At 62.3% G+C, this 21,160-nt stretch carries 14 protein-coding genes; 8 read left to right on the forward strand and 6 right to left on the reverse strand.

Going from position 1 to position 21,160, the window contains the following annotated elements; genetic code table 11:
- Positions 1–118: 118 nt before the first annotated feature.
- The 3 genes from V5E97_RS12890 to V5E97_RS12900 all read right to left on the reverse strand — a co-directional run bounded on the left by V5E97_RS12890 (position 119) and on the right by V5E97_RS12900 (position 3,873).
- A complete protein-coding gene (locus tag V5E97_RS12890; protein ID WP_406699727.1) occupies positions 119–1,171 on the reverse strand; it encodes a 2-oxoacid:ferredoxin oxidoreductase subunit beta in 1,053 nt (350 codons plus the stop codon).
- Between the two features lie 159 nt (positions 1,172–1,330).
- Positions 1,331–3,280: a 2-oxoacid:acceptor oxidoreductase subunit alpha gene (locus V5E97_RS12895; protein ID WP_406699728.1), complete on the reverse strand. Its 1,950-nt coding sequence runs from the start codon at positions 3,278–3,280 to the stop codon at positions 1,331–1,333.
- A gap of 392 nt (positions 3,281–3,672) precedes the next feature.
- Positions 3,673–3,873 carry a hypothetical protein gene (locus V5E97_RS12900; RefSeq protein ID WP_406699729.1) on the reverse strand — a complete coding sequence of 67 codons (201 nt, stop codon included), beginning with the start codon at positions 3,871–3,873 and terminating at the stop codon, positions 3,673–3,675.
- 499 nt (positions 3,874–4,372) lie between these two features.
- Between V5E97_RS12900 and miaA the strand changes: the two genes are divergently transcribed.
- From miaA to V5E97_RS12920, 4 genes are all read left to right on the forward strand, one after another.
- Positions 4,373–5,338: a tRNA (adenosine(37)-N6)-dimethylallyltransferase MiaA gene (gene miaA, locus V5E97_RS12905; protein ID WP_406699730.1), complete on the forward strand. Its 966-nt coding sequence runs from the start codon at positions 4,373–4,375 to the stop codon at positions 5,336–5,338.
- Between the two features lie 141 nt (positions 5,339–5,479).
- Positions 5,480–7,567: a hypothetical protein gene (locus tag V5E97_RS12910; RefSeq protein ID WP_406699731.1), complete on the forward strand. Its 2,088-nt coding sequence runs from the start codon at positions 5,480–5,482 to the stop codon at positions 7,565–7,567.
- A 217-nt stretch (positions 7,568–7,784) separates the two neighbouring features.
- The gene (locus V5E97_RS12915; protein ID WP_406699732.1) at positions 7,785–10,226 is read left to right on the forward strand and encodes a DUF255 domain-containing protein; all 2,442 of its coding nucleotides are present in this window, start codon (positions 7,785–7,787) and stop codon (positions 10,224–10,226) included.
- 63 nt (positions 10,227–10,289) lie between these two features.
- Positions 10,290–12,419, forward strand: a complete 2,130-nt coding sequence (locus V5E97_RS12920; RefSeq protein WP_406699733.1) for a prolyl oligopeptidase family serine peptidase — start codon at positions 10,290–10,292, stop codon at positions 12,417–12,419.
- Between the two features lie 104 nt (positions 12,420–12,523).
- On the opposite strand, the gene V5E97_RS12925 is transcribed toward V5E97_RS12920, so the two are convergent.
- Both V5E97_RS12925 and nusG read right to left on the reverse strand, forming a co-directional pair.
- A complete protein-coding gene (locus V5E97_RS12925) occupies positions 12,524–12,769 on the reverse strand; it encodes a hypothetical protein (protein ID WP_406699734.1) in 246 nt (81 codons plus the stop codon).
- Positions 12,770–13,263: 494 nt separating this feature from the next.
- Complete coding sequence (gene nusG, locus V5E97_RS12930) at positions 13,264–13,836, reverse strand: transcription termination/antitermination protein NusG (RefSeq protein ID WP_406699735.1); 573 nt, start codon at positions 13,834–13,836, stop codon at positions 13,264–13,266.
- 271 nt (positions 13,837–14,107) lie between these two features.
- Here nusG and truB point away from each other — a divergent pair, with 271 nt between their 5' ends.
- From truB to V5E97_RS12950, 4 genes are all read left to right on the forward strand, one after another.
- The gene (gene truB, locus V5E97_RS12935) at positions 14,108–15,019 is read left to right on the forward strand and encodes a tRNA pseudouridine(55) synthase TruB (protein ID WP_406699736.1); all 912 of its coding nucleotides are present in this window, start codon (positions 14,108–14,110) and stop codon (positions 15,017–15,019) included.
- A 189-nt stretch (positions 15,020–15,208) separates the two neighbouring features.
- Positions 15,209–16,513, forward strand: a complete 1,305-nt coding sequence (hflX, locus tag V5E97_RS12940) for a GTPase HflX (protein ID WP_406699737.1) — start codon at positions 15,209–15,211, stop codon at positions 16,511–16,513.
- A gap of 142 nt (positions 16,514–16,655) precedes the next feature.
- Positions 16,656–18,725 (forward strand): hypothetical protein, encoded by a 2,070-nt coding sequence (locus tag V5E97_RS12945; RefSeq protein WP_406699738.1) that lies wholly within the window; start codon positions 16,656–16,658, stop codon positions 18,723–18,725.
- 300 nt (positions 18,726–19,025) lie between these two features.
- Positions 19,026–19,424: an RNA recognition motif domain-containing protein gene (locus V5E97_RS12950; protein ID WP_406699739.1), complete on the forward strand. Its 399-nt coding sequence runs from the start codon at positions 19,026–19,028 to the stop codon at positions 19,422–19,424.
- A gap of 486 nt (positions 19,425–19,910) precedes the next feature.
- On the opposite strand, the gene V5E97_RS12955 is transcribed toward V5E97_RS12950, so the two are convergent.
- Positions 19,911–20,867 (reverse strand): DUF72 domain-containing protein, encoded by a 957-nt coding sequence (locus tag V5E97_RS12955; protein WP_406699740.1) that lies wholly within the window; start codon positions 20,865–20,867, stop codon positions 19,911–19,913.
- Positions 20,868–21,160 lie beyond the last annotated feature (293 nt).

The following is a 21,160-nucleotide window of genomic DNA, read 5'->3' on the forward strand; positions in this document are numbered from 1 at the left end:
TTTTGCTGTTTTTGTGCGATTCGGCGGTACCAAAGGGAGCGGAGAGAATTGAGCCAATGATTCCTCAAGGTGGATTCCGCTTTGGAATTCCCTCCGCTCCCGATTTTTTTGCGTCCGGTCAGATTGTCTGCATGATCGCCTCGAGCGTTTCCCGCGAAGGCCGGAGCGACTCGTCGGGCAGGTGGGCGAGCGGCATTTCGGTCATCCCTTGCATGGTGACGAAGTCGGGGCGGTCGGGGGCGAGGTAGATCAGGCCGGTGAGGAACTCGTGCCGTTCCTGGCTTTCGATCAGGAGCCGGATGGCCGAGGCCCGGTCCGTCACCTTGTGCTCGTCGTGCCGCAAGGCGCGAAGCACGATCCAGGACCCGTCATGGAGCTGGACCCGGGTGGTTTCGCCGACTTTCTGCTCGACTTCGATCTCAGCGAGCCGAGGGACGAAACCGACGTCGTGAAGCGGTTCCTCGTGCTCCCGGGCCCATTCCCAGCTCTTGGTTGAGCTGGCGAAGTCGTTAAAGGTGACGCATGGGCTGATGATATCGAGCACCGCGAGCCCTTGGTGGTTCAGGGCGGCTTTCAAGAGCGGGACGAGCTGTTTTTTGTCGCCTGCAAACGAGCGGGCAACAAACGTGGCGCCGGCGGTGACGGCTTCCATGCAGAGGTCGAACGGCGGGATCGTGTTCTCTTCGCCGGTCTCCCGGCGCAGGTGAGCATGCAAGTCGGCGGTCGCCGAGAACTGGCCTTTGGTTAGACCATAGCAGCCGTTGTCCTCGACGACGTAGACCAAGGGCAAGTTGCGCCGGCAGGCATGCTTGAACTGGCCCATGCCGATATTTGCCGTATCGCCATCGCCGCTGATGCCGATGTTCAGCAAGCTCCGATTGGCGACCGCGGCCCCGGTGGCGACCGATGGCATCCGACCGTGCAACGCGTTGAAGCCGTGACTGTACTGGAGGAAGTAGGCGGGGGTCTTACTCGAGCAGCCGATGCCGCTGAACTTGACGGTCTTATAGGGGTTAACCCCGACGGACTTGCAGGCCTCGACGAGGTAACTGGTGATGCTGTTGTGCCCACAACCCTTGCAGAGTGTGGAAGGAAGACCCTGAAATGCCAGGGTCGGGAGGGACATTCGTCGTCCCTCACTCTCGATGAGGATCATTGAGTCGGTGGCCATGATGAGTCGATCGCCTCTTGGGGGGAGAGCCAGAGAGTGGGGCAGTCATTGGCACGTCGTCAGTTGTCTGGAACGAGCCTCGCCAAGAACGAGGCGGATGGATGAAAAAGTTCGGGGATCGGCCGCGGAGTCGGCCCGTCCCCGTTTGATCGATCGCGATCATTCAGGGGAAAGTTCGGGCTCGTGCGGGACGCGGGGATTGTCGGCTTCGACGTTTCCCGTGGGCCAGCCGGGCCCTGAGGGGTTTTTCTCCCAGCCAAGGATCGGCCGGATGATGTTCACGGCGGCGAGCGGGGTGCCGTTGTAGTGGGGGACCGACACCAGGCGGTCAGCCAAGGTTCCGGAGAGCGACGAACGCAGCAGGGCGGCGACTTGACCGTCTCGGTTCTGTTCGACGACATAGACACGTTCGTGTCGGCTGATGAAACGGGTCACGGCGTCGGAGACGGGCAAGGCGCGGATCCGGCAGTACTCCGTGGGAATCCCCTGCTCGGTAAGCAGGTCACGCGCTTCGACCATCGCCCAGTGGCTCGACCCGTAGGCGATCAAGCCCACCCGAGCGCTTGCGTCCCCCTCGATGACGGGAGGAGGCAGTTTGCGGCGAGCGGTTTCGAGTTTGAGCGCCAAGCGATCGAGGTTTTTCTTCCAATCTTCCGGTCGCTCGCTGTAGCCTGACTTCTCGTTATGCCCTGTCCCGCGGGTGAAGTAGGCCGCCAGTGGGTGCTCGGTCCCCGGGATGGTGCGGTAGCAGATCCCGTCGCCGTCCACGTCGCGGTAGCGCTCGAATTGGCCGAGTCGTTCGAGGTCGGCCGCGTTGAGCAGCTTGCCCCGATGAATCGGTTTTTCAGGATAGGTGAACGGGTCGGACAGCCAGAGGTTCATTCCCATGTCGAGGTCGGTCGCCATGAAGACGGGCGTCTGGAACTGCTGGGCGAGGTCGAGCGCCTCGACGGCAAAGCTGAAGCATTCGCCGACCGAACCTGGGATCAAAACGATATGTCGGCAATCGCCATGCCCGAGCATGTGAAGCTTCGTGATGTCTCCCTGGCTCGTTCGGGTGGGCAGACCGGTGCTCGGTCCCATCCGCTGGACGTCGACGATGACAACCGGGATCTCGGCAAAGTAGGCCAGACCGACGAACTCGGTCATCAGCGAGATGCCGGGCCCTGAGGTCGCCGTCAAGGAGCGGGCTCCCGCCCACCCCGCGCCGATGGCCATACCGATGGCGGCCAGTTCATCCTCGGCCTGAACGACGGCGAACGTGTGTTTTCCGTCGTTGTCGGTGCGGTACTTTTTGAGGAACTCCTCGGTGTACTCGGCCAGGCTGCTCGACGGCGTGATCGGATACCAGGTGAGCACACTGGTTCCACCGAAGACCGCGCCCAGGGCGGCGGCCTTGTTGCCCTCGATCAGGACCTTGTTTCCCAGGCCGTCGATCCGCTGGACCCGGAACGGGAGATCGGTGGGCAGATGAGTCGCGGCCCAGGCGAAACCGGTGCGGGCGGCGTTGATATTGATGTCGGCAGCCTTCGCCTTACGTCCTGGAAATTCGCGGCGAATCGCGGCTTCAACATCGCCCATCTCGATTCCAGTGACGTAGGCGACGACCCCTACGTAAACCATGTTGATGACTTTACGAAGCTTGTCGCGATATCCCTTGTCCTTGCTGTCGGCCGGGTACGCCTCCTCGACCAGCTTCTGGAACGGAACGGGAAAGTACTGGACGTCGTCGCGAACGGCGTCCAGGTCGAAGTCATCGCGGTAGATGACGATCGAGCCGGGCTGAAGCTGACGGACGTCGTCGGCCGCCGTATGGGCGTTCATGCAGACGAGGATCGGTGTGTCGAGCCGATGCCCCACATACCCCTTGGCGGACGCCCGAATGTGGAACCAGGTGGGCAGGCCTTCGATGTTCGACGGGAAGACGTTCTTGCCGCTGCACGGGATGCCCATACCGTAGAGCGCGCGGAGGAGAACCAGGTTTGCGGACTGGCTGCCCGAACCATTGACGGTTCCGACGCGAATCGCCAGGTCGTTCACCGAAGCGGGAGAGGACGTGGCCCCGTCACGGACGGGGAATGTCTCGACCACGGAGGTAGTGGATGACATGGTGTGCCTCAAAGAGCGAGCACCACGGCAGACAGCAGTTCCGCAACACGCATTCCAGCGTTCGTGACGACCCTCGCGGAAACCGCAACGAAGGGGACCCGACACCGTGTATGCCCGACAACTTTTACTCCACCAGAACCACGCGGCGATGGCAAGGAGCTAACGGTTTCCAGGGGCAGACCGGGCCATCCCCTCCGTGGTGCATCCCTCAAGTTCGTTGATGCCAAGGATTGGGTCCAACCCGTGGCATCCAGCGGCCTCGCCCGAGCTTGAGCGATTGCGGGCTGTCCACCACCTTGATTCGCGGGGCGCGCAAAGGTACGCCGTCCGGATTCGTGGCCGGACAGCGTGGTTCATCAGCAGGCCGGCATCTCTGCCGTCTCTGAATCAGATCAGGCCGAGGTCTTGGCGGCTGAACGGGTTCGCGCCCGAGTAATGCCGTTCCGCACGGTGACGGTACCCCGAGCGGCATTGTTGGGACTGGGGGTCTGCGCGGGGCGAGCGGGCCGATCCTCGTCGCGAAGGGATGTCAGGAAATTGCGGGCGGCTTGCAGGTCGGACTGTTCGATTTCGGGGACGGAATTGGTTTGCATAGGGAGAATCAGATGATCCGCAACGAACGGGAAAAGACCTCGGGACACCATGTCCCGTGGCGAGCTTCAGAGGCTGTCGTTCCGACGGGGAAGACGATCAGAGAAGTGGGTAGCAACTGCCGGACCGGAAGTGGCGATAACGTGAGATCCTTGGCAAGGTCGTCTCGAGACCCAGTTGAGAGCTGGGAATCGGCAGGAATGCTTTGCGATCGCGTGAGGGATGTTTAGGTAACAAACTCAGAGGAGATCGTCAACCTTGGGAACCTCACCCCTATTATCGGCATTTCGGGCGGGGACTTCAGTGTGAATGAAGCAGGCAGGCGTTTTTGCTGGCGAACCTCTCCTTGCCGATTGAGCCAAGCCTGGTGACAATCTATGAGGAGAGACGTCGACCACGCTCAGAAGAAGATTAGAACATAACGGGCGGGTTTGCTTCAACGACGAGAATTGTGTTTCCTCTCGGAATCCAGGTTTTTGATGAGACAAGTTGACCGGTACGATGCCAATAACAACTGATCCGAGCTCGCCCGCTTCGCTGCATCGTGCGATCTACCTGACCGGTCCGACTGCATCGGGAAAAACAGGGGTTGGCGTGGCCTTGGCCCAGCGGCTCGATGCCGAGGTCATCGCCATGGACTCGATGACCCTCTACCGCGGCATGGACATCGGCACGGCCAAACCGACGCGCGAAGAGCAGGGGGGGGTGGCACACCACCTGATCAACGTACTCGATCCTTGGCAGGCGGCCAGCGTGGCCGACTATCGCGGCTGGGCGATCAAGGTGGTCGCCGACATCGAGAGTCGGGGGAAGCGTGCCTTATTCGTCGGCGGCACGGCCCTCTATCTGAAAGCGCTCTTGCGAGGTCTTTTTGAGTCGACCGGGACGAACCGCGAACTCAGGGACGCGCTCGAGGACGAGTATCGGCGGCTCGGCGGTGCGGCGCTCCATGCACGGCTCGAGTCGATCGATCCGGTGACGGCACGCCGGCTCCACCCCAATGACCGACTCCGGATCGTCCGGGCGCTGGAAGTGAGCGCGACCATGGGCCAGCCCTTGAGCTCGCTCCAGACGGAACACGAACATCCCGCCCCTGCGACCGTTCCTGTCTTTGCCATCGAACGGCCGCGGCCCGAAATCCACGCTCGAATCAACCTGCGGGTGGAGCAAATGATTCAGGACGGCTTGGTTGAGGAGGTGCGGGGGCTCCAATCGGGTCCCCAGCCTCTTGGTCCTGTCCCGGCGCAGGGGGTGGGATATCGCGAGGTGATCGAACACCTCGAAGGCCGGCTGCCGCTCGACCGGGCTGTCGAGTGCATCAAGGCCCGGACCCGGCAATTCGCCAAACGGCAATCGACCTGGTTTCGGGGCCTGGCCGAGGTTCGGAGCTGGCCCGTTCCCGACGGTGAAGCCTCCGAAAGGACCGCCGATCGGCTGGCGCAGCTCCTGATTGCGGTGGAAAACTGATCTTCCTCGAACTTTCCGGATCTGTTATCTAACCTTGCCTCTCTGATTCCGTCATCGGACTGCGCTGATGATTTGGGTTGGAAAAGGAAATGGCCGTCAGCGGCGACGACCGGGGCGTTCCCAAGGAGGGGACCGATTCCCATGGGCCGGCGACTCATCTATCTTGTAGTTCTTGGGCTGACCGTTAGCTTCGGTGCGCGGATGGCACCGGCGCAGGGCGAAGCTCCAGCTTCTCAGCCGCCGGTCGAGTCCTTGCCGGCTCCGCCCGAGCTGCCTCCCCCGTCGTTGGCGTCGCCACCGTCGGAATTGCCGGCTTCAGCCACTCCACCGGGTGGTGCCGCCGGTACCCCGGCCAAGAAGGCACCGGGACTGAAGCTGAAGGGGGCTCAAGCACAAGCACAAGCTCCGTCGGCACCGGTACCGGCGCCTGCTGAGGAATTTGATCCGTCGGTCGCCAAGGAATTAGCGGTCGGTGATGGCACGATGCCCGCCGTTCCCACTCCGGGTGATCCAGGAACGGCTCCAGATCTGCTCGATGCCGGATCGAAGGATCCGCTCCCCGCGTCCAGTCCGTCCGAGCCGGGCGAAATGCCCGTTCCCCCGCGGGACCCGAACGTCGAGCGCTCGCAGGCTCCGCTAGGGGCCAGTCCCGGCGCCTTGCCGACCCCTTCAGGCGCGGAGCAGAATCCGTTGCCCGCCGCGAAAGAACCCCCCGGCCAGTCGTCGGCGAGCATTGCGCCCAACGAGGCCGACGAGCTGGTGCTTTCGCCGGACCGCCTGCGCACGGGGGTGCAATCCGTGGGGTTGTCGGTTGAGGTCAAGGGCCCGGCTACGCTCAACCTGAATACGCCTGCCACATACAAGATCATCGTCAGCAATCCCGGCACGGCCGACGCCATCGGCGTCGTCGTCCGCGATGCGCTTCCTCCTGAACTCGAATTCCTCTCGAGTCAGCCCAGCGAACAACGCGGTCCCGATACGCTCTTGGTCTGGCACCTAGGGACGGTCCGCGCGGGGAGCAAGCAGGAGATTCTCCTCAAGGTCAAGCCGACCAAGAAGGGTCAGTTCGACCATGCGGCGACGGTCACCATGCGGTCGGGGGCGAAGTCGCGCACGACGGTCTATGAGCCGAAACTGAAGGTCGAGCAGATCGTCACCACGGCCAAGGTCCTCAAAGGTCAGACTGTCGAGTATCGGATCTCCGTGACCAACACGGGCGATGGCCCGGCCAGGGACGTGATCGTCCGGGCCAAGCTGAGCCCCGGCCTCCGCGCGGAGGATGCCGGCGGATCGAGTGACCAAAACCTCTTCGAACTGTCGCTGGGTGATCTGCTTCCTGGTCAGCACGTCCCGCTTGAGCCTCTGGTTACCGATGCCGTGCTCGGGGGCGAACAGTGGTGCAAGGTCGACGTTACCAGCCCTGATGTTGCGCCAGGAGCCGAGGAGTCGAGGAGTGAGAAGGTGGTGACGGTCATCGAACCGAAGCTGGCGGTGACCCTGGTTGGTCCCAAGGAACGTTATACCGACACCATCGCCGCCTACGCGGTCACGGTCACGAACCCGGGAAGTGCTACCGCCCGTAACGTCCGGGTGCAGGTGACCTTGCCGGTGAATGCTCAGCTCGTGAAGCTCCCCTCGGGCGCAAAGTTCGATATTCAGTCGCGACGGCTGACCTGGGATGCCTTCCCGGTCGAGCCCGGTGAGAAGGAGAAGGTGAATCTTGGGTTTGAAGTTCGCATGGGCGGTCCACGCCTCTACGAACTCACCGTCCAGGCGGTAGGTGACCAAGGTCTGAGCGCCAAGGAGATCACCAGCACGGATGTCATCGCCCTGGCCGACCTCGCCCTTGAGATCACGGAAGACCGACGTGTGATCGACGTCGGTCAGCTCACGACCTTCACCATCTCGGTCAAGAACAAAGGGTCGAAGGCGGCCACGAAAATTCTCGTCAGCGGCCGGCATTCGCCGGAAGTCCTTATCAAGAAGACGGCGGGGACCGAGGAGCCTGCCCGCTACAAGCAAGACGCCGCTGGTAAGCCGGACAACGGCGGATTCCTCTTTCCGGAGATCGAACGACTGGACGTCGGGCAAGAGATCGTCCTTGGGGTCCAGGTGGAGGCGCTCAAGATCGGATTGGCCACCTGCCGGATCTTCGTGATGCACGACGATGTCGAGCAACCCGTCGAAGACATGGAAAAGGTCAGGGTGACCCAGGCCGTCGGAAAGTAGCCCCGTCGGGGGAGCCGGCCCGGCGGCTCATCCCCAATGCGGCGGGCCGGCCTTGGACTCAGGCTGCGCCCCGATGACGGGCGGTTGGTTCCCGCGGCTTTCTCGCGTAGAATCGGTGGCTCAAGGAAGGCCTGTCCCCTCCGGCACGTTCCCTGACGGCCACCGATCAGCCACGCTCCTCGCAATCGAGTGGCACACCCTGGCGAAGGACACCGCGATGCAACGTAGCGCCCCGCTCTCCCATCACGCCAGACTTTTTCTCCTGATCGGAACGGTCTTCGCGGCGCTTGCGAGCGGTGCCGAGGCCCTGGCCGACCCGGAGCCCAAAGCTCCCGCCAACCGGTTGGCCAAGGAAACGAGCCCCTACCTCCTCTTACACGCCCACAACCCGGTCGACTGGTATCCCTGGGGGCCCGAAGCGTTCGCCAAGGCGAAGGCCGAGAAGAAGCCGATCTTCCTGTCGATCGGCTACAGCTCGTGCTACTGGTGCCACGTCATGGAACGCGAGTGCTTCAAGGATCCGCAGATCGCGAAATTGATGAACCAGAAGTTCGTCTGCATCAAGGTCGACCGTGAGGAACGGCCCGACATTGATCAGATCTACATGGCCGCGCTCCAGGCGTTCGGCAACGGCGGCTGGCCGATGTCGATGTTCCTGACCCCGGACGGTCGCCCATTCTACGGCGGCACCTACTTCCCTCCCAAGGACCGCAACGGAATTCGCGGCTTTCCCACCGTTCTCACCGGGGTGGCCGATGCTTGGCGTGATGAGAAGGCCCAGATCGAGGAGTCGGCCGACCGCCTCACCGATCTGGTACGTCGCTCGCTCGCAAAATCGAACGAAAATCGTCACGCGCCGTTGACCCGGGCACTCGCCGCACAGGGCCGCAAAGAGTTAGCCGAGCAGTTTGACCCGGAGTACGGCGGCTTTGGCTTCAATCCGGAGAATGCCCGCCGTCCCAAGTTTCCCGAACCGGCGAATCTCGTCTTCTTGCTCGACGAGCACCGTCGTGAAGCCGCGTCGGGGGCCGGGCCTGGCAAGAAAGAGGCCCAGGAATCGCCAGCCAACCCGCTGGCGATGGTCCTCAAGACGCTCGACCAGATGGCGCGCGGGGGCATTCGCGACCAACTCGCTGGTGGCTATCATCGCTATGCGACCAGCCGGTACTGGATCGTCCCGCACTTCGAAAAGATGCTTTATGACAATGCCCAACTTGCATCGACGCATCTGCTCGCCTTCGAGCTGACGGCTGACCCGCGCTGGCGTCTCGAGGCCGAGTCTACGTTTGCGTTCATCGCACGGTCGATGACCGCGCCGGAGGGGGGCTTTTACTCGGCCATCGACGCGGAAACGGACGGCGACGAGGGGCAATATTACGTCTGGACCCGGGAGCAGATCGAGAAGACACTGGGCGCAGGGCCGGACTACGAAGCGTTTGCTCAGGTCTACGGCCTCAAGCGCGAATCCAACTTCGAGAAAGAACGATACGTTCTGCTCGAACCGCGATCCCGCGCCGAACAGGCCACGACGCTCAAGACGACACCCGAAGCCCTCGAGGCCACCGTCGCCCCTCTCCGGGCGAAGCTGCTGGCCGTCCGCGAACGCCGTCCCGCGCCGTTGCTCGACGACAAGGTCCTGACCTCCTGGAACGGCCTCATGATCGCGGCCTACGCTGATGGGTTTCGGATTTTGCACGAGCCGATGTACCGTCAGGCCGCCGACAAGGCCGCCGACTTCATCCTGGCCAAGATGCGAACTCCCGACGGCCGGCTCCTGCGGACGTACCGCTCGGGCCGGGCGAAGCTGGGCGCCTACCTCGAGGACTACGCGTTCCTGGTCCACGGCCTGCTCCGCCTCCATGCCGCCACCGGCAATCCCAAACGGCTGGCACAGGCTCGTGAACTGACCGACCGAATGATCGCCGACTTCAGCGATACCAAGGAGGGGGGCTTCTTCTACACCGCGGACGGCCATGAGTCGCTCCTCGCCCGCCCCAAGGATCCCTACGATGGAGCCTTGCCGAGCGGGAACAGCGTGGCGATCCGCAACCTCGTCGCGCTCGCCTCGGCGACCGGCGATGTCCGCTATCTCGATCAGGCAAACAAGGCGCTCGACGCCTTCAGCTCGACCTTGGCCCAGAATCCCGGAGCGCTTCCGTTGCTGGTCGTCGCTCTCGGCGAATATCTGGATGCCCGACCCGCGGGGGCCGTCGCGGCGTCGACTCCTGAAGCACCGGTTGACCCCGATGCCATGGTCACCGCGAAGGGGGCCGTCGTGGCAAGCTCCACGATCGCGCCCGGCGAAGAACTTGCGGTCAGCCTCACCGTCAAAGTCAAGGAAGGCTGGCACTTGAACGCCAACCCGGCGGGGTCGGAGAACCTGATCCCGACCACCGTCACCCTGGCCCGGAACCAGCCCGCGAAGCTTGAGAAAGTCGAATACCCGGTCGGTGAAGCCAAGGTGCTTGAACCCGGTGGCGCTCCCGTCCCCTTGTACGAAGGGACGGTCACGCTGAAGGTCCGCGTTCGCCTCGAGGCGGAGGCGAAGCAAACGCCCGATGCCCTGAAGTTCGAGATTCGCTACCAGGCCTGCAACGACAACGCCTGTCTGGCGCCCGCCTCGCTGTCGGTTCGGGTGCCCTTGGGCGGAGGTCGTTGAAGCGGTGAGACGTTCTGATTCCCGTAACGTCCGAGGGGACGTGAACCCAGGAAAGGGCTCGAGATGATCTCATCGCGAAGGATTGGGCTGGGCGCGGGCATGATGGTACTCGGGGGGACTTTGATGATGGCGCGAGGGGACGAAGTGAAGCGGCCGGTCTACCCGGAAACCCCCTCGCGGCCCGCGAGTGACCTCTACCATGGCGTCGAGATCGTGGACCCCTTTCGTTGGCTCGAGGACGTGAATGATCCCGAGGTCCGCGCCTGGTCTGCTGCCCAGACCAAGTTGACCCGGTCAGCGCTCGATGCGGATACCCAGCGCCCGGCGTTGGTCGAGCGACTGCGGACGCTCTACGACTATCAGACTACGAGCGCCCCGATCGTCCGCGGCAAGCGCTACTTCTTCACACGCCGCGAAGGGCTCAAGAACCAGCCGATCGTCTACGTTCGCGAAGGGAACGCCCAGGCCGAGGCGCGAGTCGTGCTCGACCCGAACGGGTTCAGCCAGGACGGAACGGTCGCGCTCGACTGGATGTTTCCCTCGCCCGACGGCTCGCTCCTGGCTTACGGCTCGAGCCCGAACGGGTCGGAGATGAGCACGCTCAAGGTTCTCAACGTCGCCAACGGCGAGCACTTGCCCGATACGATCTCGCGCACCAGGGCCTGCACCGTGGCCTGGGAGCCCTCGGGACAAGCCTTCTGGTATGTCCGGTATCCCGAGAAGGGGACCGTTCCGGCCGGCGATGAGATGTACAACCGCAAGATCTTTCGCCACGTCCTCGGGACCAACCCCGAGTCCGACCCGATGATGTTCGGCCAAGGGCGCTCCAAGATCGACTGGCTCGGCGTTTCGGAGAGCGAGGACGGACAGTACGCTGTCATCTCCTCCTCCACCGACTGGATCAAGAATGACCTTTACCTGAAGCGGTTGGGGGACGACACCCCCATTGTTCCCCTGGCGGTCGGGCTCGAAGGCCAGGTGGAAGTTGCCATCTTCGATGGAAAAGTCATCATCCGGACCAACGCGAAGACGCCCCGGTTTCAGGTCCTGGCCACGGATGTGGCGCGTCTGGCGCCCGCGGATTGGAAAGAGATCATCCCGGAGCAAGACGGCGGAGTGATCGAAGCGATCTGGATCGTCGACCGGAAGATCGCGGTGCTCACGAGCCGGCGGGCCGTCTCGTCACTTGCGCTTCACGACCTTGAAGGGCGCAAGCTTCGAGAGATCCCCTTACCGTCGCTCGGTACGGTGAGTGGCCTGAACGGGGAATGGGACGGGAAAGAGCTCTTTTACTCGTTTCAGTCGTTTCTTTATCCCGCGACCGTCTTCCGGCTCGACGTCCAAGGGGGTGAACCGGTCGTCATCGACCGCTCGACCGCGAAAGTTGACCCCGCGGATTACGACGTCAAGCAGGTCACCTATCCCTCGAAGGACGGGACGGAGGTGCCGATGTTCGTGCTGAGCAAGAAGGGGCTCGAGCCGCAATCGAAGGCCCCCACCTTGCTCTATGGCTACGGAGGATTCGACATCAGCCTGAGCCCGGCCTATGACGCCGACCTCCGGATCTGGCTCGATAAGGGGGGAGTCTACGCCATCGCCAACCTGCGCGGCGGTGGTGAACTCGGACGCGAGTGGCACGCGGCCGGCCGGCTCGGCAAGAAGCAGAACGTCTTCGATGACTTCATCGCGGCTGGTGAGTACCTGATCAAGTCGGGATACACCAACCCCTCGAAACTCGCCATCGAAGGGGGGTCCAATGGCGGCTTGCTCGTCTCGGCCTGTCTGACCCAGCGTCCCGACCTGTTCCGCGCAGTGATCTGTGCGGTGCCGCTTTGCGACATGCTCCGCTACCATCGCTTCTCGATTGCGCGAAACTGGATCCCGGAATACGGCTCGGCCGACGATCGTGAGGCGTTCGCCTGGCTGAGGGCCTACTCTCCCTACCACAACGTCAAGAACGGGGAGAACTTTCCGGCCGTATTACTCCTGACCGGGGAGAGCGACACCCGGGTCGAGCCGATGCACGCCTACAAGATGGCCGCGCGACTTCAGGCCGGTACGGCGTCCGATCGTCCGATCTACCTTCGGGTCGAATCCAAAGCAGGCCATGGCGCGGGCAAGCCCCTCGCCAAACGGATCGAGGAAGAAGCCGATAAGTGGACCTTTCTCTTTCAGCAACTTTCCGTACCCTGATGCCTTCAAGGGATCAGGCACTCTTCGCGTGCCGGCGGGCCCGCGATCGGATGCGAAGAGGACGGGAGGAACGGCCTTCTCAACCAGAAATCCATCGCCCACGTTCAAGATGAGCGATGGGTTCGGAGGGAACGCTCCGCCTTGGACGGTTCGATCGAGTTCGAATCCTCGGAGGTCAGGAGCGAGACCAGTACCGATTTCTGTTCGTGGGTGAGCGATCCGTCGCGATACCGTTCCTCAAGGTCATCCAAACAGTCGTGGACGGCCTCGGATTTCCCCGGGTAGAACGGGTGGCGCGCGATCAGGTTGACCGTACGCTCCAATCGTTTGAAGGTAGGCGTTTCTGTCATCAAAGGTTGTCCAGGGCAGGGAGACGCCGCCGAGCGGTGCGGTTCGATACTCGCAATATCGAACGCGCACGACCGATCCGCATTGATCGATCAGACCCACACGCTTTTATATCCGAGAAGACCCCTCTTCTCAATGATTCAAAAATTCTGGAATGCGTTTCTCAGAGTTCGAGGCTGCTGATTCCATCGATTGACACAAGCTTCCGGCCAGCCTTGGCCACTCAAACCGGGATCGCTCAGCCGGTAGTCGAACGAAAGCGATGTTTCGATTGCATGCATGAATTGTATGCGGGGTCTCTGCTTCGGCAAGCCCAGAGCGGCCGTTTTTTTATTGCAAGAGTCAGCGAAATTGTCGGGATTGAGCGGGGAGCGAGCGGTCTGCGTTGCCCGAGTGAGTTTGGAAGGAATGGGCGGATCGCTGGCGGGTGATCGTCGGGCGACGCTCGTTCGGGTTCGCGGGGATCGGGATCGGGATCGGGTTGGGGGCGTTTCGCTCAGTGTTCGCTATCGACCTGATCGACTTGCCAGTCCTCCAGGTCGACGGCGGCGCCTCGCCCGAGGAATTGCACGATCGCGATGAACTGGTCGCGCTTCCCTCTTTTGATGACCTTGCCTTCGATACCGGCAAGGGGCCCGGTTTTGATCCGAACCTGGGCGCCCACCGGCATGATGGGTTCAGGGACGACGTTCAGGCCCGACGAGAGCATTTGGTGGATCTGGTGGAGGTCATGGGCCAGGTTCTCCTGGTCGGGGACGTCGAGCACGTTGGCGAGGCGATTCCCTTTGAATGCCTCGTTTCGCTCCTGTTCATCGCCGAGGAGAAAGAGGTAGCTTGTGAACAGGGGGACGATGGAACGGGTTTTTCTGCCTTGGGGAGTTCGGTCTTCGTGGACGACCTGCGGCAGGAAGTAGGCGATCTGCTTTGACCTCAAGTCACGCGCCGCGGCCTTTTCCTGGCGGGGTTTGGTGTGAAGGCACCACCAGTGTCGGCCATTCCGAAAGTTGGTCGAGTCCGCTTCCCAGAGGTTTGCGGGAAAGAGATCGGGTTCGGCAGGAAGAATAGGCATGGTTTCGCGCTTCCTTGAGAGCCAACGTCTCGCATTTCTCGAGGACATGAGATCACAGCGAACCAGGCCGAGTCTCGTCGGGTCGAGCTTCTTTGTTATCATCGAGCGAGGGCCGGTCACGGTCAACGTCGATCGGCCGATGGAACCGGTGGGAAGCGGGGATCGGTGGATCAGTCGCCATGATTCGTTTGCAAGAGAATGGGCGTCGAGACCCAGGTCAAGGGCGGGCTGGACGGGTAGCGAACTGGGTTTTCAGGGAGGTTACAGGGTCGTGGCGAAGGCTGAATCGAAGCGTGCGGAGTCTGGTCTGCTCAATCTCAACAAACCAGGGGGCATGACCTCACGCGATGTCGTCAATATCATCTCCCGCCAACGGAGGGGGATGAAGGTCGGTCACGCCGGTACTCTGGATCCCCTGGCGTCGGGGGTTCTGGTCGTCTGTTTGGGCAAGGCGACACGGCTGATCGAGTACGTGCAGCGGATGCCCAAGACTTATCGAACGACCGTCCGTCTCGGGGCTGTGAGCAACACGCTCGACGCCGACGGTGAGGTTGTTGAGGTTGAGGCGCCTCGCCAGCCGAGCGAGCCCGAGATTCGCGCGGCGTTGGTCCCCTTGATCGGGAGCGTGCTCCAGAAGCCTCCCGAGGTCTCGGCTCTGAAAGTGGGGGGGAAGCGAGCCTACGACCTGGTCCGAGCCGGCCAGGTCGTGACGCTCGAGCCGCGTTTGGTCCGAATTGATCGGATTGATCTCTTGCGGTATGAGTGGCCCCGCCTCGAGCTCGAAATCGCTTGTGGTAGTGGAACTTACGTTCGGTCAATCGCCCGCGACGTGGGCGAGGCGCTCGGTTGCGGCGGCCTGGTCGAAGTGCTCGTCCGGACCCGGATCGGGGAGTTCCGCATCGAGGAGGCGTTGGATCCGATGACGCTCACCCCAGAGACGCTTCCGGGCGCGCTCCGGTCCGCTTCCGAGGCCGTTTCGGCTCTACCCAGCCTGGCGATCAGCGAAGCTCAAGTCGCCGAGCTGCTCCAGGGGCGGGCGCTGAGCCTGGCGTCTTTTTCCGAGACAGCGCACTTGGCCGGCGAGGTCGCGTTGATCGGGCCGGACGGCGAACTGGCCGCCATCGCCGAGGTGCTCCTCGAGTCGGGCTCGATTGTGCCCCGCCGCGTGCTCGCGACGGTCTGAGGTTCGGAAATGGGAATCGAGATGATCCGATTGAACCCAACGGTCGCGGACGACGAACCTATAATACGCTGGGCGTGTCCGCTGATCGGGTCGTGCTGTCGTCGTTGACGCGGTGAGGGCCTGGATCTAGAATTTGGCGTTCTTGACCCTGCCTCACTTCCCCACTCATTCGAGAGGTCAATCTCCACCTTGGGCGAACTCAAAAGCACCGAGCGTCTCGATCGTCGTGAGAAAACAATTCTCGTCGGAGTCCTCCTTTCCGACGGCGAGTATTCCCACGATGACCCACTGGATGAAATCCGGGGGTTGGCCAAGACGGCCGGGCTGGTCGTGGTCGGGAGCATGCTCCAAAAGCGGCAGCATGTGGATATCGCCACGTACATCGGCTCGGGCAAGGTGGCCGAACTCAAGGAACTCGTCGAGGCCCACGAGGCGGATCTCGTCGTCTTCGACAATGACCTCGGCCCCGCGCAAACGAGGAACCTGGAGCGGATCCTGGGCGTCAAGGTGATCGACCGAACCGAGGTCATCCTCGACATCTTCGCCACCCGCGCCCGGACCCACGAGGCTCACCTCCAGGTGGAACTCGCTCAGCTCGAATACGCGATGCCGAGGCTCAAGCGAATGTGGACCCACCTCTCTCGCTACAAAGGCGGGATCGGTGTTCGTGGTCCCGGCGAAAAGCAACTCGAGGAAGACCGGCGACTGGTCGTGCACCGGATCCAGGATCTGAAAGCCAAACTGGGGAAAGTTCAGGCCCGCAAGGAACGCGAAGTCGCCGGCCGAAACGATACCCCCAGCGTCTCGCTCGTCGGTTACACGAACGCCGGCAAGAGCACGTTGATGAATGCCCTGACCGACGCCGGGGTCTTCGTCGAGGACAAACTCTTCGCCACGCTCGACACGCGCACTCGTCGCTGGCGACTCGGCGGGGGAGGACAGGTCCTCCTCTCCGACACGGTCGGTTTCATCCGAAACCTGCCCCACACCTTGGTGGCCTCGTTCAAAGCCACGCTGGAAGAGGCCCGTCAGGCCGACCTGCTGCTGCATGTGGTCGACGCCTCGAGCCCGGAAGCGGAAATGCAGATCCGCGCGGTCAAGAGCGTCCTCGAAGAACTCGGATTGGCCGAACAACCGACGATTCTCGTTCTGAACAAGGCGGATCGCGTCCCGGATCGCTCGTTCCTCGATGTGCTCAAGGCTCATCATCACGATACGATCACCATCAGCGCAGCTCAGGGCGATGGAATCGACCGTCTCGAACAGGCAGTTCGCGAATCGCTCCACGAGCGGTCCCTGGATGCGGAGATTGAAACGGGTGTGGAAAACGGGCGGGTCCTTGCTTACCTGGCCCAACATGCGCAGATCCTCAACCGGGTCTACGACGAAGAGGATCGCGTCCTCCTGCAATGCCGGCTCCCGCGACGATGCCTCGAGTTTCTCTATGAAAACGGGGCCAACGTTCGTGAGAATGGTGAGCGACTCTACGCCTGAGCACCCCGCTCAGGCGTCCCTTTTCCTCCCCTCCATGATTTTCTTCCCCGAGTGAATTGAGGTTTCGCTTTGGTTTGGTAAGATAGGTAAACGGCGTCGGCCTGGTCGGCCGGGTTGCGAACCACGCGGAGTTGCCTCCGACATGTCGACTCATATTCAGATTCGTTGCCCAAGATGCCAAGAGAGCCTGAGAGCCCGTGTCGAGTACATCGGGAAGAAGGTCAGTTGTAAACGCTGCGAACACACGTTTGTCATTCAAGCTCCGGAGGATGCTACTTCCGGGTTCGCCGAGCCGGGGGACGAGTCGGTTGGAGGAGAGGCCTCGTTCCGCGAGGAGCTGGAACGTGTCACCCAAGATCGCGATCAGCTCAAGAGTGAGTTGGAGCGGGCTCGGGAAGAGTTAGTGGCGGCTCAGGACGTTCCGACCAAAGAACTCGAAGCGGTTTGCTCCGCGCGGGATCGCCTGCGCGAGGAGTTGGAGCAGATTCGCTCGGAGGGGCTGGCTCGGGAGTCGGAGGCGGCAGCCGAGCGTGACGCGGCGCGCGATGCCGTGGCGAAGGAGCGGGACGAGATCCGGTCCGAACGGGATGGGCTCCGTGAGGAGTTGGAGCGAGCCCGTTCGGAGAGTCTTTCCCGGGAGACGGGGGCCGAGCTAGCGTCGGCTCGCGAGTCGCTGACCAGGGAGCTGGACGAGGTCCGGTCCGAGCGGGATCGGCTCCGCGAGGAGTTGGAGCGAGTCCGCTCGGAGAGTCTTTCCCAGGAGCAGGGGGGCGAGCTAGCGGCGGAGCGAGAATCGCTGACCAGGGAGCTGGCTGAGGTCCGGTCGGAGCGGGATGGGCTCCGCGAGGAGTTGGATCGGGCCCGTTCGGAAGGGCTTTCTCAGGAAGAATTGGCCGGGTTGACGGCGGGGCGTGAGTCGCTGGCCAGGGAGCTGGATGAGGCTCGGTCGGAGCGGGATCGGCTTCACGAGGAAGTCGAGCAGGTTCGTTCAGAGAGTGCCGCCCGGGAGTCGGCGGCCGCGTCTGAGTGGGATGCGGCCCGCGAGGCGCTGGTCAGGGAGCGGGACGAGATCCGGTCGGAGCGGGATCAGCTTCGCGAGGAAGTCGAGCAGGTTCGTTCAGAGAGTGCCGCCCGGGAGTCGGAGGCGATCGGGCTGCTTCGTGAGGAGATCGCGACGGTTCGCGTCGAACGCGATCAATGGGAGTCGAGCTCTCAAGCTCTGCAGGAGGCAAAGACCCAGTCCGAGGTGGCCCTCGAAGCGGAAAAGCGGCAGTTCGAGGAGGCACGCAACCTCTGGAAGACGGAGCGGGAGACGCTGGTCGAGGAGTCCGAGCAACGGCTTCTCGAGGAGCGTCAGCGGGCGGCGACCGAGCGTCAGCACGCTCAGGAGCAACTCGAGGCTCTGCAACGTCGATTCGATCAGGCGGGGACGGAGTCGAAGACAGAACGCCAGCGCCTTGAAGTTCAGCTTGACGAATTGCATCTCGAGCTCGAGAGCGCTCGTACGGCTTATGCCACACTGACCCAGGAACGCGATCAACTGGCTGGCGAGTTTGAGGAACTGCAAGTCGCTCACCAGGACGCAGGGCAGGCACACGAGGCAGAGGCGGCCCGACTGTCCGGAGAAGCCGACGAGATTCGTCGCCAGCACCAGCGTTTGGGCGAGGAACGCACTCGTCTGGCGTCGCGGCTCGACGAGGCGGAGTCCGCACATCGCGAAGCGGAAGAGACTCATCGCGATCAGCTGACCCAACTCAACACTCAACTCGAGGAGAGCCGTCGGCAAACCGGTGTCGCGGCCGAGCGTGGTGACGCCTTGGCGGGCGAAGTCCGCGAGCTTCGAGCCGAGAGCGAGAGGCTCCAGCGCGACTATCAAGACGAGCGTCAGGCCTTGGTTCAGGCCACGACGTCGGTCCGCCACAAGCTTGATACCGTTCGCACCGAAGCGGCTGCCCAACTCGAACGGGTGACGGGCGAGGCTGAGCGGCGCGTTGCCGAGGTCGAGACGACCCTCCAGACCGCAACCGAACGGGCCGATCGGCTTGCAGCCGAGTTACAGGCAACTTCGGAAGCAAGGAGCGCCGTTGAGGCGGAACTTGCGGAGGCGCAACGGCGGATTGAAGAACTCGTCAAGCAGTATGAGGAGTCTCAGAACGCCGGAAACCAGATTCGCTCACTGCTCAAACATGTCGGTATTCATCTGCCTCAATGAATGCCGCCGTTTCGTTCGATTGGGTAAGTCTGACTGCTTTTATTAGAAGGGGCATCCTGGTCTTGACGGACCAGTGATGACCCTTGCGCTATTTCGTGGAAAAGTTGTATATTTCATCGATCCTCAGGATTATACTCCTGACCGGTAGGTTCGCCGATCGAGCACGCGACGCTGATTCTCGAAGAATCGGCATTCGCCATCCTCTCTCGTCCTTCCCACCTGTTGGGCCGCCAGGTTGGCCCCTTTCTCGTTGACCCGGAAAGTGTCTGGCGGGTCATGACCTCCTTTTCAAGGAGCTGGATGGTGGGCAAGAAGCTTTACGTCGGAAACCTGGCCTATACCGTCAGCAACACCGACCTGGAACAGTTGTTTGGCGAGTTCGGTACGGTTCAGAGTGCCCAGGTCATCCAGGACCGCGATACCGGCCGTAGCAAGGGATTCGGTTTTGTCGAAATGGATAGCGACGCCGAGGCCCAAGCCGCCATCGACGGACTGCACGACCAGGAGCACGGGGGCCGGCGCCTGACCGTTAACGAAGCCAAGCCGCGCGAAGACCGCGGTGGTGGTGGCGGCGGATACGGTGGCGGCGGTGGTAGCCGTGGTGGTCGTGGCGGCGGAGGCGGCTACGGTGGCGGTGGTGGCGGCGGCTACGGTGGTGGTGGCGGCGGGTACGGCGGAGGCGGCGGACGACGCTATTGATCGCGACTTGCTGCTCTTGGAGCCCGTCAATTAAGCGCCGGCTGCGTGCGAACCGGACACGAACGCGATCGCTCGGGAGCGCATCCCACGATCGATCCCGGGTATGAGCTGGCTTGGTTCACCATCGTTGATCGCATTCAAGGGCGAGCGGATTTATTTCCGCTCGCCCTTGATGATTTGCCGGGATTAGCTTGGCGTCTCCCCGTTCGTGGCTCTGATCACGCGTTGGCCAGGCGAACCACAGGGGCACGGTTTTGCTTGGGTTTCTAATGGATGTCCGCGTCGCAGAGTGATTTACGTGTGAGTTAATTTCATGCTTGGAGGCGGAGTCTGTGACACTGGGACGATGGCCCAGTGAACGGGGTCACAACCCTCTCCCACGTAACGCTTCGCCGAATCCGCTTTTCCCTACTTCAACGCGATCGTCCATGGGATCAGTGTTGGCCTAATAATGCCGATGTGATCGTAGCTAACCCGTATTCGCATTCACACGCCAAGTCGATTCACGACGGCCTCGATGGTGAGCGGCGCGTTACCTTCGAGTCGGTTGTTCACGAAGAGAAATGCGGGTGCTTTTCGCTTTTTGGCTCGCTGAGCGATCTGAACCAGGGCGGTTCGGGCCTCTTCCTGAACCTCTTGAATCCTGTCAAACGGTGCGAAGTCTTTCACGGACTCCTCGTACTTTTTCCCTTTCGCGAGCAAGGCCCGGGCCACGACAAAATTCGCCGTGGTGACTCCGGGCAATTCGATCTGCTCCTCGAGCGGCGGCATGCGAGTCCAGGCGTTGAGGACGTGCGCCACGCCGTAGCCTCTCAGGAGATCGAAATAGTCGGGGCTCAGGTACTCGGGATTGCGAAGTTCAACGGCATAACGCCAGCCCTTGGGAAGGGCCGAGAGGAACTCCTCGAGCCTGTTGTAGAAGTTGGCCGTCGCGGGGAACTGGCCTTTATTGAACGTCGCGAATTCAAAGATGAGCGGGCCGACGCGATCGGCGTAGGGCTCGAGGCGATCGAGAAATCGCTTGCTGAGCAGCCCCACGTCGAGGAACGACTCGTTGTCCTGGCCGGCTTGCACTCCATAGCGAGCGTGCTTCGGCCAGCGAATGACGGTGATATGTTCGGGCACCTTGAAGCCGAAGACGAAGCCGGACGGCACGGCCCCGAACAGTTTGGCCCAAAAGTCAGTTGACGGAAACTGGTAGAACGCGAAGTCGCCGCAGGCGGTGGTGAACGTCTCCGCATACTCGGTCAGGCAGTGCTCATCGAACTTCTTCTGGGAAAACTTGGAACGCGTTACATACCGTTCGGGACTGTAGATCGAGCCGAGCCAACCGGGGTATTTCCACGAGCTCGTGCCGAAGTGGATCCCCTGATCGGCCAGGGCGTGAAGCCTTGGGGCCAGCTTGGCGGCGAGGGGAGGGGGGGCGTCGGGGGAGAGTGACATGGGGTAGCGGCCCCTCGGGTTTGTGGTGCTCTCATTGGTCCCGAATTCTCCTCAGGAGTATAAGTACTCAGCAAGGCCCGTACCACGAAGTCGAGGGGCCGCTGCCTCATGTCGGCCGACGAAGCGCTACGGGAGTCTGGCAACGGGGAGGCTGGCCATGGTCCCGTCCGCGGTAGTGTCGGTTGATCTGCCCCGAGGCGTCAACCGGCGTTTCGATTGTCATGGGTCGAACTGCAGCCACCACGCATCTGCTGTGTAAAATGGTCGAACTCGTGGACGGACGAACGCGAATT

The sequence above is a fragment of the Singulisphaera photorubra genome (assembly GCF_045290345.1).
GTDB lineage: Bacteria > Planctomycetota > Planctomycetia > Isosphaerales > Isosphaeraceae > Singulisphaera.